11 protein-coding genes, 1 tRNA gene and 1 pseudogene are annotated in these 15,171 nt (G+C 42.6%); 5 read left to right on the top strand and 8 right to left on the bottom strand.

Annotated features, from left to right (window positions below; genetic code table 11):
- The first annotated feature begins 81 nt into the window (after positions 1 to 81).
- The gene (locus A0125_RS01040) at positions 82 to 816 is read left to right on the top strand and encodes an SIMPL domain-containing protein (protein WP_066750743.1); all 735 of its coding nucleotides are present in this window, start codon (positions 82 to 84) and stop codon (positions 814 to 816) included.
- Between the two features lie 29 nt (positions 817 to 845).
- Positions 846 to 1,679 (top strand): MBL fold metallo-hydrolase, encoded by an 834-nt coding sequence (locus tag A0125_RS01035; protein WP_066750741.1) that lies wholly within the window; start codon positions 846 to 848, stop codon positions 1,677 to 1,679.
- 94 nt (positions 1,680 to 1,773) lie between these two features.
- Here the strand turns inward: A0125_RS01035 and A0125_RS01030 are convergent, their stop codons facing one another.
- Positions 1,774 to 2,406, bottom strand: a complete 633-nt coding sequence (locus A0125_RS01030) for a porin family protein (RefSeq protein ID WP_082784834.1) — start codon at positions 2,404 to 2,406, stop codon at positions 1,774 to 1,776.
- A gap of 322 nt (positions 2,407 to 2,728) precedes the next feature.
- Between A0125_RS01030 and A0125_RS01025 the strand changes: the two genes are divergently transcribed.
- Positions 2,729 to 2,799, top strand: a tRNA-Cys gene (locus A0125_RS01025).
- 42 nt (positions 2,800 to 2,841) lie between these two features.
- Positions 2,842 to 3,021, top strand: coding sequence for a spore protein (locus A0125_RS15285; protein ID WP_082784832.1), 180 nt, complete (start codon positions 2,842 to 2,844; stop codon positions 3,019 to 3,021).
- 96 nt (positions 3,022 to 3,117) lie between these two features.
- On the opposite strand, the gene A0125_RS01020 is transcribed toward A0125_RS15285, so the two are convergent.
- Genes A0125_RS01020 through A0125_RS01005 form a run of 4 tightly spaced genes read right to left on the bottom strand, consistent with a single transcriptional unit; the run spans position 3,118 to position 7,564 of the window.
- Positions 3,118 to 4,407 carry a M16 family metallopeptidase gene (locus A0125_RS01020; protein ID WP_066750736.1) on the bottom strand — a complete coding sequence of 430 codons (1,290 nt, stop codon included), beginning with the start codon at positions 4,405 to 4,407 and terminating at the stop codon, positions 3,118 to 3,120.
- On the bottom strand, positions 4,397 to 5,653 hold the full coding sequence (locus A0125_RS01015; RefSeq protein ID WP_066750733.1) for a M16 family metallopeptidase: 1,257 nt from the start codon (positions 5,651 to 5,653) through the stop codon (positions 4,397 to 4,399). Before A0125_RS01015 ends, A0125_RS01020 begins: the two co-directional genes overlap by 11 nt.
- A 15-nt stretch (positions 5,654 to 5,668) precedes the next feature.
- A complete protein-coding gene (hemF, locus tag A0125_RS01010; RefSeq protein WP_066750729.1) occupies positions 5,669 to 6,562 on the bottom strand; it encodes an oxygen-dependent coproporphyrinogen oxidase in 894 nt (297 codons plus the stop codon).
- Positions 6,563 to 6,571: 9 nt separating this feature from the next.
- The gene (locus A0125_RS01005) at positions 6,572 to 7,564 is read right to left on the bottom strand and encodes an NAD(P)H-dependent glycerol-3-phosphate dehydrogenase (RefSeq protein WP_066750726.1); all 993 of its coding nucleotides are present in this window, start codon (positions 7,562 to 7,564) and stop codon (positions 6,572 to 6,574) included.
- A gap of 203 nt (positions 7,565 to 7,767) precedes the next feature.
- On the opposite strand from A0125_RS01005, the gene A0125_RS01000 reads away from it, so the two are divergent.
- Positions 7,768 to 9,186 (top strand): alkaline phosphatase, encoded by a 1,419-nt coding sequence (locus A0125_RS01000; RefSeq protein ID WP_066750723.1) that lies wholly within the window; start codon positions 7,768 to 7,770, stop codon positions 9,184 to 9,186.
- A gap of 26 nt (positions 9,187 to 9,212) precedes the next feature.
- On the opposite strand, the gene A0125_RS00995 is transcribed toward A0125_RS01000, so the two are convergent.
- The 3 genes and pseudogenes from A0125_RS00995 to A0125_RS00985 form a co-directional block, all read right to left on the bottom strand.
- The gene (locus tag A0125_RS00995) at positions 9,213 to 10,676 is read right to left on the bottom strand and encodes an efflux transporter outer membrane subunit (RefSeq protein WP_066750719.1); all 1,464 of its coding nucleotides are present in this window, start codon (positions 10,674 to 10,676) and stop codon (positions 9,213 to 9,215) included.
- A 2-nt stretch (positions 10,677 to 10,678) separates the two neighbouring features.
- Positions 10,679 to 13,845 (bottom strand): annotated as a pseudogene (locus tag A0125_RS00990) (efflux RND transporter permease subunit).
- A 48-nt stretch (positions 13,846 to 13,893) separates the two neighbouring features.
- Positions 13,894 to 15,060, bottom strand: coding sequence for an efflux RND transporter periplasmic adaptor subunit (locus A0125_RS00985; protein ID WP_066750716.1), 1,167 nt, complete (start codon positions 15,058 to 15,060; stop codon positions 13,894 to 13,896).
- Positions 15,061 to 15,171: the final 111 nt, after the last annotated feature.

Here is a 15,171-nt window from a genome sequence, read left to right as displayed (position 1 = left end):
TGAAGCTCAATGATAGCATTTTTTTGTTTATATTGCCTATGATTGTATTGCAACAAGTTTGGCACAATTAAGATAATCACTATGAAGAACACTCCTATAATTGTCAGTATTATTGGTGCTATTGCGCTCATTGCGGTAGCTTGGATTTTTGGTTCTGCTTATCGCTACAAGTACAATAATAGTAATACAATCAATGTAACAGGCAATGCCAAAATGGACTTTGAGTCGGACATTGTAAAATGGTCTGCATCGTATAGTCGCAAATCGACTGATTTGAGTGCCGCATCTGAGCAGCTTGGCAGAGATCGCGATTTGGTGAAGAATTTTCTCTTGCAACGCGGTATACAGGAGAAGGAAATTCGTTTTAACGCTGTCAATATTAGTAGAGAATTTAGTTATTATACCGATAGTCAGGGCAATAGTTCGAATACTTTCACTGGATACAACCTTTCTCAGCAGGTAAGTATCGAATCGAAAGATCTAGAAAAGGTAGATAATGCCTCGCGCGAAATTTCAAGTTTAATTTCTCAAGGAGTTGAATTAAGTTCAGATGCTCCCAATTACTATTTTTCGGGTTTGGAGGATTTAAAATTGCAATTGATCTCTCAGGCTTCAGAAAATGCAAAGTTGCGGGCTCAGAATATTGCAACGGAATCGGCAACGTCTTTGGGACAATTGGTAAAAGCTGATCTTGGAATTTTCCAAATCACAGGGCAAAATGATAATGAAGAATATTCGTACGGCGGTGCATTCAATACAAGTTCTCGGAGCAAAACAGCAAATATTACCGTCAAAGCCAGTTATTTAGCACGTTAGTTGTAGTCTTTCCAGTAAAAGAGAAAAGTATGAACTTATACACGATCGACACTGGATTTTTTAAACTGGACGGCGGGGCTATGTTTGGTGTGGTTCCCAAATCTTTATGGTCGCGCACCAATCCGCCAGACGCCAATAACCTTTGTACCTGGGCTACACGTTTGTTGCTCATGGAAGATGGAAATCAGCTCACATTGATCGATACCGGATTAGGCGATAAGCAGGATGCCAAATTCTTTGGGCATTATGATTTGCATGGAGACGCGACCTTGGATTCTTCATTGGCAAAACACGGCTTTCATCGCGATGATATTACTGATGTAATATTGACGCACCTGCACTTTGATCATTGCGGGGGTGCAATCAAGCGCCATGCTGACCAATTGATTCCTGCTTTTAAAAATGCTAAATTTTGGTCTAACGAAAAGCACTGGAATTGGGCTACGAATCCTAATCCACGAGAAAAGGCTTCTTTCCTTAAAGAAAATATCTTACCGATTCAAGAATCCGGTCAACTTAATTTCTTGACCGAAGGTCAATCATTTAATAATGAGGTTGCTATTCGCTATGCCAATGGCCATACCGAAGCGATGATGCTCCCACAAATTCAGTATAAAGGAAATACAATTTTGTATATGGCCGATTTGTTGCCTTCGGTTGGTCATATTCCGATTCCCTATGTCATGAGTTATGATGTGCGTCCTTTACTAACGATGGATGAAAGACAAGATTATTGGCAAGAAATCGTAGATAATGAGTACATTCTTTATCTAGAACACGATCCATTGCATGAGTGCTGTACGCTACAGCGAACTGAAAAGGGTATTCGGCTTAAAGAAACTTTCAAGTTGAGTGACATTTGATAAATTGAATACCAATGAACAAAGGCGAGCTATTAGCTCGCCTTTGTACTGCATAAATTTTATAAACACTAAAGATATCTAAAAATTATCTTTTCTAAAATTGGTAACCAAGTCCGAATGACCATACTCTGTTGGCATACGTAGTGTTGTTATTGCTCGGCACCATATTAGTTAAACCTAGGCCATAACCTGCATTGAGCAATAAGCCATTATTGAAACGGTAACCACCTAAGAAGTTAACACCCGCATCCACACGATTCATATCTCTATTATCGCCGCTAAAGCTAAGATCTCTATCTACAAGAGCAGAATTGTCACCTGCATTTCCTCTAAACTTGTCTTTACCGCTAAGATTCAATCCCACGTAAGGACCAGCGCCTAAGAAAACACTACCAGTGTATCCTGTAGGAATATAGTAAACTGCATTTACAGGAATTTCTAATGACATGGTGTTGCGTGTCCAACTTGCTGAAGTGTTGCCTGCGGCATTTGTATCGAATCTTGTACCCTTACCTTGCAAAGATAATCCAGGTTGGATCGAGAAATTTGGAGCTACAGGAAGATCTGCATAACCTGTAACATTGAAGGACGTATTATTTGATTGATTATCTCCAAGATTTGATATCTTACCTAAGTTAACACCTGCGCGAAGTCCATAAGATACCTGTGCTTGTGCTGCACCAGCTAATAACATAGCTACTCCAAATGATAGTAAAACTTTTTTCATCACTTTATTCTTTAAGTTTCGGACGCAGACTTATTGCCTAGCGTCTCTCGCTTGAGTACATTACAAAGTTCAGACCAAAAAAACATCCGTTCGCACTTACTCACACGAAATCACAGACATTCAACTTGTTACTTTAACACATCTAAGATATATTTGACGGGATGCCGACACTATTTACTAAAACTGCCACGTGGTTTGGACTTAAATACGTGTTACCAAATATGAAACCTGATGACAGACCTGCAATAAATTTGGTAATCGATTTCAAAAAAACTTTATTATATCAAAGTAAAAGTATATTTTTGCAAGCCGAAAGGGTAATGGTCGGATGGCCGAGTGGCTAGGCTGAGGTCTGCAAAACCTCCTACAGCGGTTCGAATCCGCTTCCGACCTCGTACTTATTATAACAGAAGGTAAAAAATTAAATTAAGCACAATGGGAGTTACTCGTTTAAAAAGAAAAGATAGAAGAAACAAAACTGTTTCTCGTGTTGAAGTTCAGTTTTTGAAATTAGGTCGTAACATTGAGTTAGGCTCTAAAAGCAAAATGTCTGACAAAGACCAAATCTCAAAAAACAATGCCATTTTAGACCAATTGTCTAACAACGCAAACTAAGTCTTTACGATCGCTGATCGTAAGCACAACATAAAAAAAAGGAAAGGTTAAATAACCTTTCCTTTTTTTTATGAATGGGTAGCGTGTGGCTCACAGTTAATGCATCTTCCCTACTACCACCTTGACCATATCTTCGTACCGCAAATATTCTTGTGCAATAGCTCGCACTTTAGGTGCATCCATTGCATGCAATACCTGCGTGTAATATGTATAATAACTGAGATCCATGCCAGACAAATGCACAGCTTTGAATTTATCGGCATGCGAAAAAATAGATTCCAAACTGCCTAACATCGCTCCCAACATATAGTTTTTGACCAACTTGATTTCTGACTCGCTCGCTAGTTCATTTTGCATCAGATACATTTCCTTTTCAATCTCTTGCAAGGTTAACGTGGTAACTTCAGTGCCTACTTGTGTAGAGATTACCAACATGCCTGTGTGGGCAAAGGTAACTGCCGAAGAACCTATTCCGTAAGTGTAGCCTTTGTCTTCGCGAATATTGCGCATGAGCCTCGATCCAAAATATCCACCAAATAAGGTATTGACAAATTGTAATGCTGGATAATTCTTATCACAACGCTTAAGACTGTGCCTGCCTAGCCGGATCGCCGATTGAACCGCATCATTTCGCTCTTGGTAGCGCAATGTGGTATCGTACTCGGCAGATAGTTTTATACCGTGCCCTACGGTTCCGATAGGAAGACTGTTTTTCCATTTGCTCCCGAAATAATCAGAGACCTCACGGATGACGTCGGACGTAATATTGCCTGATAAAAACAGGGTGCAATTATGTGGTTGTACCTGCTGTGCATACAACTCGGCCAAATCCGTGCGATTCAGATCAGACAACGCTTTATCGGTAACTGCCGCACCGTATCGATTATTGCCAAACAGCGTTTGATAAAACATTTGCTTGGCAACAAAATCATTCTTCTGCAAAGAGATTTGTAGATTTTGACGGTTGGTACGTTTAAAATTATTCAATTCTAGATCAGGAAACTGTGCATCTACCAAAATGTCATAAAGCAAAGGAAGCACCTGAGGCACGTACTTATTGAGCGTGTACAAGGTATAGCAAGTATAATCAAAGCTAAAGTCGGGCACTAGGAATGCACCGTAATAATCTACCTTTTCTGCAATCTCAGCACTGCTCATACGGCTCGTCCCTTCTTTCATCAATGCACTCAAAGCAGTATTGAGAAGCGGGTTCTCCGTTTGTGAATCAAACGTATTCTTAAAAACAAATTCGGCTTTTACCAAAGGTTGATCCTGCGACGTAAAGATATAAACAGGCAAGCCATTGTCCAGTACCAAATGATCTGGACTGACTAATGATATCCCTTGGATATCGTGCGATTGAGGTGCTTCTGCTCTATTCAACATGTGCTTCCTGTCTTTTTGCTTTATATAATAATGTAGATGAATTATCGGTTCGGAAGACGCTAGAAGCTACCTGGCGAACATCCTCGGTAGTAGTTCTTGCATATTTATCCACTTCGGTATTATAAGCATTCGCATCTCCGAGCAGCTCGAAATAGGCAAGATTCATGGCTTTATCTAATACGGATAGCTCCGAAAAGAACATAGTAGACTCAACTTTATTTTTAACTTTATCTAATTCTTTTTCGTTGGCAAGCTCCATTTTCAATCGTTCTAACTCTTTCCAAAGCGCTTGCTCTGCAACCTCTAAACTAATTCCCTCAGAAGGCTTTCCTTCTACTACAAATAAGTTGGTATCTGTACTGCCCATAAGGTAAGCGTTGACCTCTGCAAACAGCTGCTGTTCTTTCACTAATGTACGATACAATCGTGATGAGTTACCACGTGAAAGTATGTCGGAGATCAGATCTAGTGTATAATAATCGGTGCTATGGCGATCGGGCCCGTGAAAGGCGATATAAATACTATCTACTGGCACATCTGCTTCAACCGTTTCTCGACGGGCTACTTGCTGTGGCAATTCTTGTGGCAAGGATCGCTTTTTGACCGGACGATCCGGTATATCGGCAAACCATTTATCAACCAGCGATTGGACTTCATCAAATTTCACATCGCCAGCAACTACCAATACGGCGTTTGAAGGATGGTAAAATGTATCGAAAAAATCTTTGACTTCGGCCATTGTTGCCTGTTCAATATGTTCAATATTTTTACCAATGGTAGCCCAACGATAGGGATGCTGCTGATAAGCCAAAGGCCTAAGCTTTAGCCAAACATCTCCATAAGGTTGATTGAGATAACGTTGTTTAAATTCTTCGATTACGACCTGACGTTGTACTTCTAAACTTTGCTCGTTGAAGGCTAAGCTTAGCATACGGTCGCTTTCAAGCCAGAGTGCTGTTTCTAGATTGACAGCAGGTAGGGTAATATAATAATTGGTAATATCATTGCTGGTAAATGCATTATTCTCACCTCCAACTCGTTGCAATACTTCATCGTAGTTAGGAATATTGACCGAACCTCCGAACATCAAGTGTTCAAATAAGTGTGCGAAACCTGTGCGTTTTGGATCTTCATCCCGAGCGCCTACATCGTACAATACATTCACACAGGCCATGGGCGTAGTATGATCTTCGTGTACCAATACACGAAGTCCGTTTGCTAACACAAACTTATTATAATTTACCATCTATATATGTAATTATTATGCCCAGTCGATACCTTGCTTGAGTAACGAAAGAGTTTGTTCTTCACGGGAACCGGGTTCCGCTTGGTAGTTGTAAAACCAATTGGCCTGCTCTGGCAAGCTCATCAGTATGGATTCTATACGTCCATTAGTCTCTAAACCAAATTTGGTTCCTGAGTCGTACACCAAGTTGAATTCGACATAACGACCACGACGAAGTAGTTGCCAATTCTTTTCTTGTTCGGTATATGCTTTATTACGTGATTTATTTACTAATTCTGTATAAACTTTAGGAAATAGCCGTCCGAGATCGCAAGAAAACGCAAAAATTTCTTCGTAACTAAGTTCTGTATTTTGCGGCGTTAGCTTGTCGTAAAATATACCACCAATACCACGCGTCTCTTGGCGATGCTTGATATAGAAATAACGATCAGCCCATGCTTTATAATCGACATAAAATGCTGGATGATGCTGATCGCATACAGACTTTAAGCTTTGATGAAAATAGCGAGCATCTTCCTGATCGATGTAATGAGGAGTGAGATCTATACCTCCACCAAACCATTTTACCTCGTCATTTAGTTCGAAATAGCGAATATTCATGTGAATAATCGGCACCCAAGGATTATTCGGATGGATAACAATAGACACACCTGTCGCAAAAAAATCTTCTTCGTCGACACCAAATGATTTACGAATGGGCTCTGGCAATTTGCCATGTACCTCGGAAAAATTTACACCGCCTTTTTCAAAAATAGCACCATGCTGAATGACGCGTGTGCGACCACCTCCACCTCCATCGCGCTCCCAGAGCTCCTCTACAAATCTTGCGCTGCCATCTACTTGCTCTAAGGCTGTGGTAATTTCGTGCTGAATATCTTTGTACGTATTTGCGATGAGTTCTCTTGTCATGTCTTTCTTTTATGTAAGCGAATCTGATAATTTCTTGATCTCTTGCATGGGCTGGCCACCACAATACAAGATTTGATAAACAGTATCACAAATAGGCATGTGTAATTGGTATTTCTTTATAATTGATTGTATGCACGCTGACGCGTAATAGCCTTCGGCAACCATATTCATCTCTATCTGAGCAGATTTTACGCTATAGCCTTTGCCAATCATGGCACCAAAAGTACGATTTCGGCTGTACTGCGAGTACGCTGTAACTAGCAAGTCGCCCAAATAAGCCGAATGGTTGATGTCACGATCACTTGGATCTAGGGCTTTCACAAAATAATCGATCTCCCGGATTGCATTGGACACTAATACCGCCTGAAAATTATCTCCAAAACCTAATCCGTGACAAATGCCTCCAGCTAAAGCGAAGATATTTTTTAGTACAGCAGCATATTCAATACCGATAATATCGGAAGAAAGAATAGTTTTGATATAGCGTGTTTGTAGCATGCTGGCTACGGCCTCTGCATGCTTGGCTGTGCGGGAAGCTATTGTCAGATAAGACAAACGCTCTGACGAAACTTCTTCAGCATGGCACGGTCCGCCCACGACTACAATCTGCTCTAAAGGCACACCGTACGCATAAGGAAGATAATCGCCGACAACCATATTTTCGTCAGGCACGATACCTTTAATAGCAGATACAATGACTTTTCCGGCGAAATCTGACACAGATAATGGTTGCAAGACAGATTTAAGATAAGCAGCTGGAGTATTGAGAATAATAAAGTCGGATTGTGCAACTACCTCAGAAAGATTTGTAGTGATGTATTCGTCTGCAAAATCTACTTCGACTGAGCTAAGGTAGCTAGGATTATGCTTATACGCTCGTATATGTTCGACATCTTCTTGCTTACGAACCCACCAGTATACCTGTTTGGCTTGATGATTATCGGAGAGCATTTTGATCATGGCTGTTGCCCAACTTCCGCTACCGATGACGCCTATCTTCATACTATCTAATTGCTGTATTTGGTGAGTGGGTAAAGTTAAGCAATCCCTCTGAATTGTGGCATCATTAAAAATTTATGCTTAAGGCTATTGATAAGATTAATGCTGTGATCAACGACGAATCCTATGACCATTTAGCAATCATTTACCAGAAAACGTAATAGTACCTTAACATAAGGTATCTATCTTTGCAAAAAAAGCAACTCATGAGAAAACATATTTTTTACTTTTTCCTTCTATTTTTTCTACAAATAAGTGCATCAACTGCACAAAATAAGCCCAAATATATTTTCTATATGATTGGCGATGGTATGGGTTTGAATCAGGTCCATATCGCAGAAACTTATCAAGCTGCGCTTGAAAACCGCAATACGGTATTTCCATTGACTTTTACCAAATTTCCGTATAGTACATTTGCGACTTCTTTTTCACTATCGCATGGCGTTACGGATTCTGCTGCAGGTGGTACTGCATTGGCCGTCGGCTACAAGACAAGAAACGGTGTGCTCAGCATGGATTCTAGTCGTACAGCGTCGTATAAAAGTATTGCCTATTTTGCTAAAGAGCGAGGTATGAAAGTGGGGATTACGACAAGTGTGAGTATAGACCATGCTACGCCTGCTTCTTTTTATGCGCAGCAAGCTGATCGCAACATGTATTACGAGATTGGACAGGATCTAATCAAATCAGGATTTGATTTCTTTGGCGGCGCCGGTTTCCTAAGTCCTGAAAGAACGTATAAAAAGGAAGCAGCACCTTCTTTATTTCCACAATTTGAAAAAGCTGGTTATTCTTTGGCGTATGGTCTCGAAGAGTATAATAAAATTGCTACATCTGCGGATAAAATAATCTTAATGGCCGACAAGGGAGCAGCTCACGACGCACTAACCTACGCAATAGATCGTAAACCTGAAGAATTAACCTTACAACAGATTACGGCATCGGCAATTCGGACTTTGCAGAAAGATAATGACAATGGTTTCTTCCTCATGGTCGAAGGTGGAAAGATTGATTGGGCTTGCCACAGCAACGATGGTGCTACCGCCATCCACGAAACTAAGGATTTCGATGCGGCAGTAGGCGAAGCATTTCGCTTTTATGAGCAACATCCTGACGAAACGCTGATCATCGTGACAGCCGATCACGAGACTGGCGGAATGGTATTGGGCAATGGTAGCTCAACTTTGCAACTAAGCCGTATACAACATCAGAAAGTATCGCAAGGTGCACTGAGTAAAAAGATCTCAGATCTGCGCAAATCGACACCCAATGCATCTTGGGATAGCGTAAAGCAACTTTTGGAAGAAAACACCGGACTTTGGAAGTCGGTTAAGATAAGCGAAATAGAAGAAAATGAGATCAAAGAAGCCTACAACCGTAGCTTTGTACAGCATCAGAATGAAACGGAGAAAAGCCTCTATGCGATCGACGATCGCATTGCATCGCTAGCAGTAAAATCCCTAAACAGAGCTGCTAGTATCTCATGGGCGTCGGGAAATCATTCGGCAGCTTATATTCCGATTTACGCAATTGGCCAGGGTGCAGAACTATTCCATCACAAGATGGACAACATCGATATACCGCGCAAAATTGCAGAAGCTGCTGGTTTGCCGATGAAACCGTAAACTGCGAGCACGTCTTAAAAGTTTAACTATCGCCAGCCTCCACCCAATGAGCGATACAAATCAATATAAGAGGCTAAATATTGCTGACGCAATTCTACCAAAGCCAGATCACTGTCCAGCGCGTTGCTCTGGGCAGTGATTACTTCTAAATAGGAAGCATAGCCACTCTTAAACAATAAGCCTGCATTGCGTACTGCTAACGCCGAATTACTTACACGCTGTTCTGCAAATTCTAATTGCTCGCGCTGCTTACCAACCGTAATCACCGCATCCGACACTTCGCCTACGGCTTCCAACACCTTTTGCTGAAGGCCTATCTCGGCTTGATCTCTTTCTAATCTAGCAATCTCATATTGGGTTTTCAGTTGTCGGTTTTGGAAAATGGGCGCTGTCAAATCGCCACCAATGCCGCCAAGCAGCGCGCCGGGAATATTAAACCAATTCTTGGGTAACATCGCATTCACACCGAGTGTCCCACCGATCGTAAGCGCTGGATAGCGCATGGCTTGCTGTACATTGGCATTTGCATTGGCCGCGATTAATTGTAACTCGGCACTGCGAATGTCTGGACGATTGCGAAGCACTTCCACCGGCGTACCTAATGAGATGTCATTAGCATCGTCTAACAATTCATCAAAACTGTTGCCGCGCTTAATACGATCTGGCATCTCGCCAGCGAGCACCCGCAGCGCATTTTCTTGCAGCGCAATTTCCTGTTCCAATTCGGGCACTAAAGAAGCAGCCAGCAAGCGCTGCGACTCTGTCTGCTGAATAGCTAGTGCTGTAATCTCCCCGGCCTCATATTGCAACTTGATAATCTGCAATGTACTATCATTGAGTTGCACATTTCGTTTAGCTACTTCGATCTTGGCATCTAGCATGAGCAAGTTGAAGTAGCCCATGGCCACACGCGCAATCAAGTTGGTCTGTACCGCTTTACGTGCTTCATGTGTTTCGAGATAATCGGCCACCACCATATCTTGGCGATTACGAATTTTGCCCCAAATATCGAGCTCCCAACTAAAGCTAACATCGGTACCAAACTGCGAAAGCAACACATACATATTCTCGGGCTGTTCGCGACTGCCGTCAGCATAATACTTAGAGGACGGCGCCGATACAAAATCTCGCGAGCGCCATTGCCTATTAGCACTAGCCAAACGCGCTTCTGCCGAAGGCAAGAAGTTAGCCCGATTTTGCCGCACTTGCTGATCGGCAATTTCGATATTAAGCAATGCCGTCCGCATATCATTGTTGTTGACCAGCGCAGAGTCGATCAAATCTTTCAAGATCGTATCCTGAAAAAACGTACGCCAATCTATCCGGCCAATACTAATGGTATCGGCAAAATACGCGATCGTGTCGCCGCGATACGTTTCTGGTAAATCCAACTCTGGCTGCACATACTTTTGTCCAACCTTGCAACCTTGCACGCCAAATAACGCCAATAATGCCAGACCGAAGAAAGCAAATAGTAATTTATTACGCATGATTAGTCTTCCTCCTCTTTAAATTTATCCCTTACTTTTTCGTCTAATGTCTTGAATACGATAAATAACATTGGAATCACGAAAATGCCAAATATCACACCCGAAAGCATGCCGCCAGCAGCACTAAAACTAATGGAATGGTTACCGATCGCAGACGGACCGACAGACCACATCAAGGGCACCAAACCAGCCACAAAAGCCAAACTCGTCATCAGAATCGGGCGAAGGCGCAGTCGAGCGCCCATAATAGCGGCATCCACAATCGTCAATCCTTTATCCCGTTCTTGCACCGCAAACTCGATGATTAGAATGGCATTCTTCGCCAGCAAACCAATTAGCATAATTAATCCGACTTGTACATAAATATTATTTTGCAAGCCCACCAAACCAATCGTGGCATACACGCCGACCAAACCAACCGGAATGGAAAGTAACACAGCAAATGGAAGAATATAGCTTTCGTACTGAGCTGCCAGCAAGAAGTAAACAAAGAGAATACTCAGCGCAAAGATCAAGATCATCTGCCCGCCCGATTGGCTTTCTTCGAAACTCATCCCTGTCCATTCGAAACCATAATTACCGGGTAATTCGGCATCGGCCAATTCTTCAATCGCTTCCATCACATCGCCGGAACTATAACCTGGCGCTGGCGTCGCATTCACTGCAATGGCATTGTACAAATTGTAGCGCGTAATAGTTTCGGGTCCAACTTCTTTCTCCAGCGTGAGCAAGGTGTTGATCGGCACCATCTCCCCTGCTTTATTACGCACAAAGATCGAATTAAAAGATTCCGGATCTTTCCGAAAATCAAAATCTGATTGGATATACACCCGATACTGTCTGCCGAAGCGGCTAAAATCTCCCGCTTGTACACGCGCGTAATACGATCGAATGGTCGACATCAAATCGCGCACATCCACACCTAGTGACTTCGCTTTAACCACATCAATGTTCACTTCATATTGCGGAAAGTTGGATTTGAAGGTGGTATAGGCATTATCGATCTCCGGCAAGCTATTCAGTTGATTGATAAACGTATCTGCAATCATATTAAAGTCGCGAATATCGCCACCCATCCGATCTTGTAGCACTAATTCTGTACCGGCAAAGTCACCAAATCCCTGCACCGTTGGCCGTGCAAACACGGTAAATTGTGCTTCGTGAATCTGAGCAAGATCCTGACGGATCGTATCCATGAAAGCTTCAATCGTTTTGATGCCTGTACGCTTTGCATGCGGATACATATTGATATAGCCTGCAGCAAATGCCGGACTCGCGCTGGCATCTAACGCATTGAAACCAGAAACAGTAGTCATACCCAGTACATCTTTTCGCTGCCGCAAAATACTATCTGCTTTGCGCAATACTTCGGTGGTACGCGCTAAAGAGGCTCCTGGAGGCATAGCCAGATTGTAAGTAATAAAACCATCATCTTCTGTAGGAATAAAGCTTTTGGGAGAGCGAGACATCAACACCAGGCCTATTACCGTGATGAGTGCTAAACCAATCCAAGCGACGGTTTTATGGGCGATTAAAAACTTAACAGCACCAATGTATTTCTCTGTAAAACGATCAAATGCCATGTTGAAAGCTGCAAAAAAGCGATCGCGGTACAGCGCAAACTTCTTCTTATTCACGACAGGTTGGTCGGTAGCAGCATCATCATGCTTTGGCGCTTTCAACAATAAAGCACACAATGCTGGACTAAGTGTTAATGCGTTCAGCGCCGAAATCAGAATGGCAGTAGCAAAGTATATGCAAACTGCCTGTAGAAAATACCAGCCGGACCGTCCATAAAACCTACTGGCAAGAATACGGCAGCCATTACCATCGTAATGGACAAGATCGCACCAGTAATCTCTGACATAGTGCGAATCGTAGCTGCCTTGGGTTTCAGACCAGTACTATGCATTTTTTGATGAATCGCCTCAACAACGACAATAGCATCATCTACCACAATACCAATGGCCAACACGAGGGCAAACATGGTGAGTACATTGAGCGAAAAGCCAAACATCTGCAAAAAGAAAAATGTACCTACCAAAGAGACGGGAATAGCAATCGCCGGGATTAGTGTAGATCGAAAATCTTGCAGAAAGATAAATACGATAACGAATACGAGTATGAAAGCCTCAAATAAGGTGTGCTGTACCTGACTGATGGATTCGTCGATCTGCTCGCGTACCGAATAGGTAATCTCGTATTTGATACCATTGGGAAAGGAGCGCGCTTGTTCCTTCAACACTTCGCGAACCGCTACATCAATATCATGCGCGTTGGATCCACTAGTTTGCGTAAGGTTGAGCGTCAAACCCGGATTGCCATCTACTTTATTATCCGAGTTGAGATTGGTCGCTCCAAATTCAATACGCGCTAAGTCTTTTAGGTATAAAACCGAACCATCGGTATTAGTTTTGATGACCATATTCTCAAACTGTTCTGGTTGCGAGAATCGCCCTTTATGTCGGATCACCGTTTCAAAAACTTCTTCCGATGTTTCGCCAAATTTGCCGGGTGCCATTTCAAAGTTTTGATCGCTGATCGCTTTCATCACATCCTGCGGCACGAGATTGTATAAGGCGAGTTTTTCGGGATTCAACCAAAGACGCATGGCATAATCACGTGCTCCCAAACGAGATACTTGTGCAACACCATCCACCCGCAGAAGCGGACGCATCAAATTGATCTGTGCGTAAGCTTGTAAAAACGTTTCGTCGTAGACCGTATCCCGATGATCAGAATACAGATTGATGGTCATTATCACACCACTTTGCCTTGGCATCGTTGTGATACCGGCTTCGTTCACTTCTGCCGGAATAGCACTGATAGCCCGAGAAATACGCGTCTGCACGTTAACCGATGCTACATCTGGATTGGTACCCGTTTTGAAGAATACCGTAACCGTTCCTGCTCCAGAATTGGAAGCTGTGGATCGAATATACGTCATATCCTCCACGCCATTGATCGCTTCCTCTATCGGAAGCAAAACGCTTTTAGCAACCGTTTCTGCATCTGCGCCAGGATAGCTTAACGATACGACCACACTCGGCGGTGCGATTTCCGGAAAGCGCGTAACCGGTAATAATTTCATTCCAACTAACCCGAGGATGACTAGCACGATAGATACTACCGTTGCCAACACCGGACGTTCGACAAATACTTTTAGCATAGAAAGATGTTAATGTAAAGAATAGGACACGCAGACTGACAACGCTACTTACTTCTGAATAGGGATGATCGTGGAGCCATCGGTCAGCTTATCAAAACCACTCAGCACGACTCTATCGCCTTCCTCAATGCCTTCTGAAATGATGTAATTGTCCTTACTTTTCCCACTTACCACGACATTTTTGCGTTGCACTTGATTGGCGCTATTTACGACATATACAAACGTACGATCTTGTAGTTCGTTAGTTGCTAATTGCGGGATTTGTAGTACCGCCTCTTTTACCTCCGCGATCTTCAATGTACCGCTACTGCCCGACCGCAGAATGTTGTCTTGATTGGTAAAGGTAGCACGTAAGGATATCGCACCCGTACTACGATCTACTTGACCATTTACGGCGTCAACCACACCTTTAATTGGATATTCCTCTCCGTCTGCCAACATCAGTGTAACTTTGGGAAACGTCAACTTATTATTTCTATTGTACTCGCGGCCAGCGATGCTATCCTTCTTTGCTTGCGCCTTGGAGAAATATAGGAAATCCGACTCATTCATGGCGAAGTAAACATACACCTCTTGAATATCCGACAAAAAGGTTAACGGTTCTTTGTCTCCTTTGCCTACCAGATTACCAATCCTTTTTGGAATACGACCGATGTATCCACTGACGGGTGCTGTGATGAGCGTAAAATCTTTATTGATCTGCGCGCTACGGACCGCGGCTTGGGCTTGCTGTAAGGTTGCCTGAGCTACTTCAAAATCCGATTGCGCTGCCGATAGCCGCACATCAGAAATGACGTCGTTAGCTACTAATGGCTTTAACCGATCAATTTCTAATTGCGCATTCTTTAGTTGCGCTTTTGCCACTTCGGCCGTAGCCAGCATATTATTCAAACTTTCTTGGTATGCCGACTGGTCGACTTTAAATAATTTTTGTCCCTTTTGTACATAAGCGCCTTCATCCACGTAGATTTCCTGAAGCAGGCCTTCGACCTGCGGTCTTACCTCTACGTTTACTTTACCCTCAATCGTACCAAGATATGTTTTTACCGTTACGGCATCGCTGCGTTTGACGTGATGAACAGGCAAAGCGAGAGCTTTTTCACTCTTTTCCTTTTCTTTGGATTCGCTATGGCTACAGCCGTCTAGTAAAATAGTTGCACTACAAAATATAGCGATCCAGTGCAGTCGCAAGTAATTGTTTTTCTTTAATAGCATAGATGTTCTTACGAAGTAACACTTTTATTACAAGTAGACTTAATTAACGCTAAAATGAAGCCAAATTATATGTTAAAATGATAATTAATCTTACTATATTGTATGAAATAG

The sequence above is a fragment of the Sphingobacterium populi genome (genome assembly GCF_001586775.1).
GTDB classification, from domain to species: domain Bacteria; phylum Bacteroidota; class Bacteroidia; order Sphingobacteriales; family Sphingobacteriaceae; genus Sphingobacterium; species Sphingobacterium populi.
The sequence above is the reverse complement of the archived record's forward strand: the minus strand, read 5'-3'. Positions and strand labels throughout refer to the sequence as shown.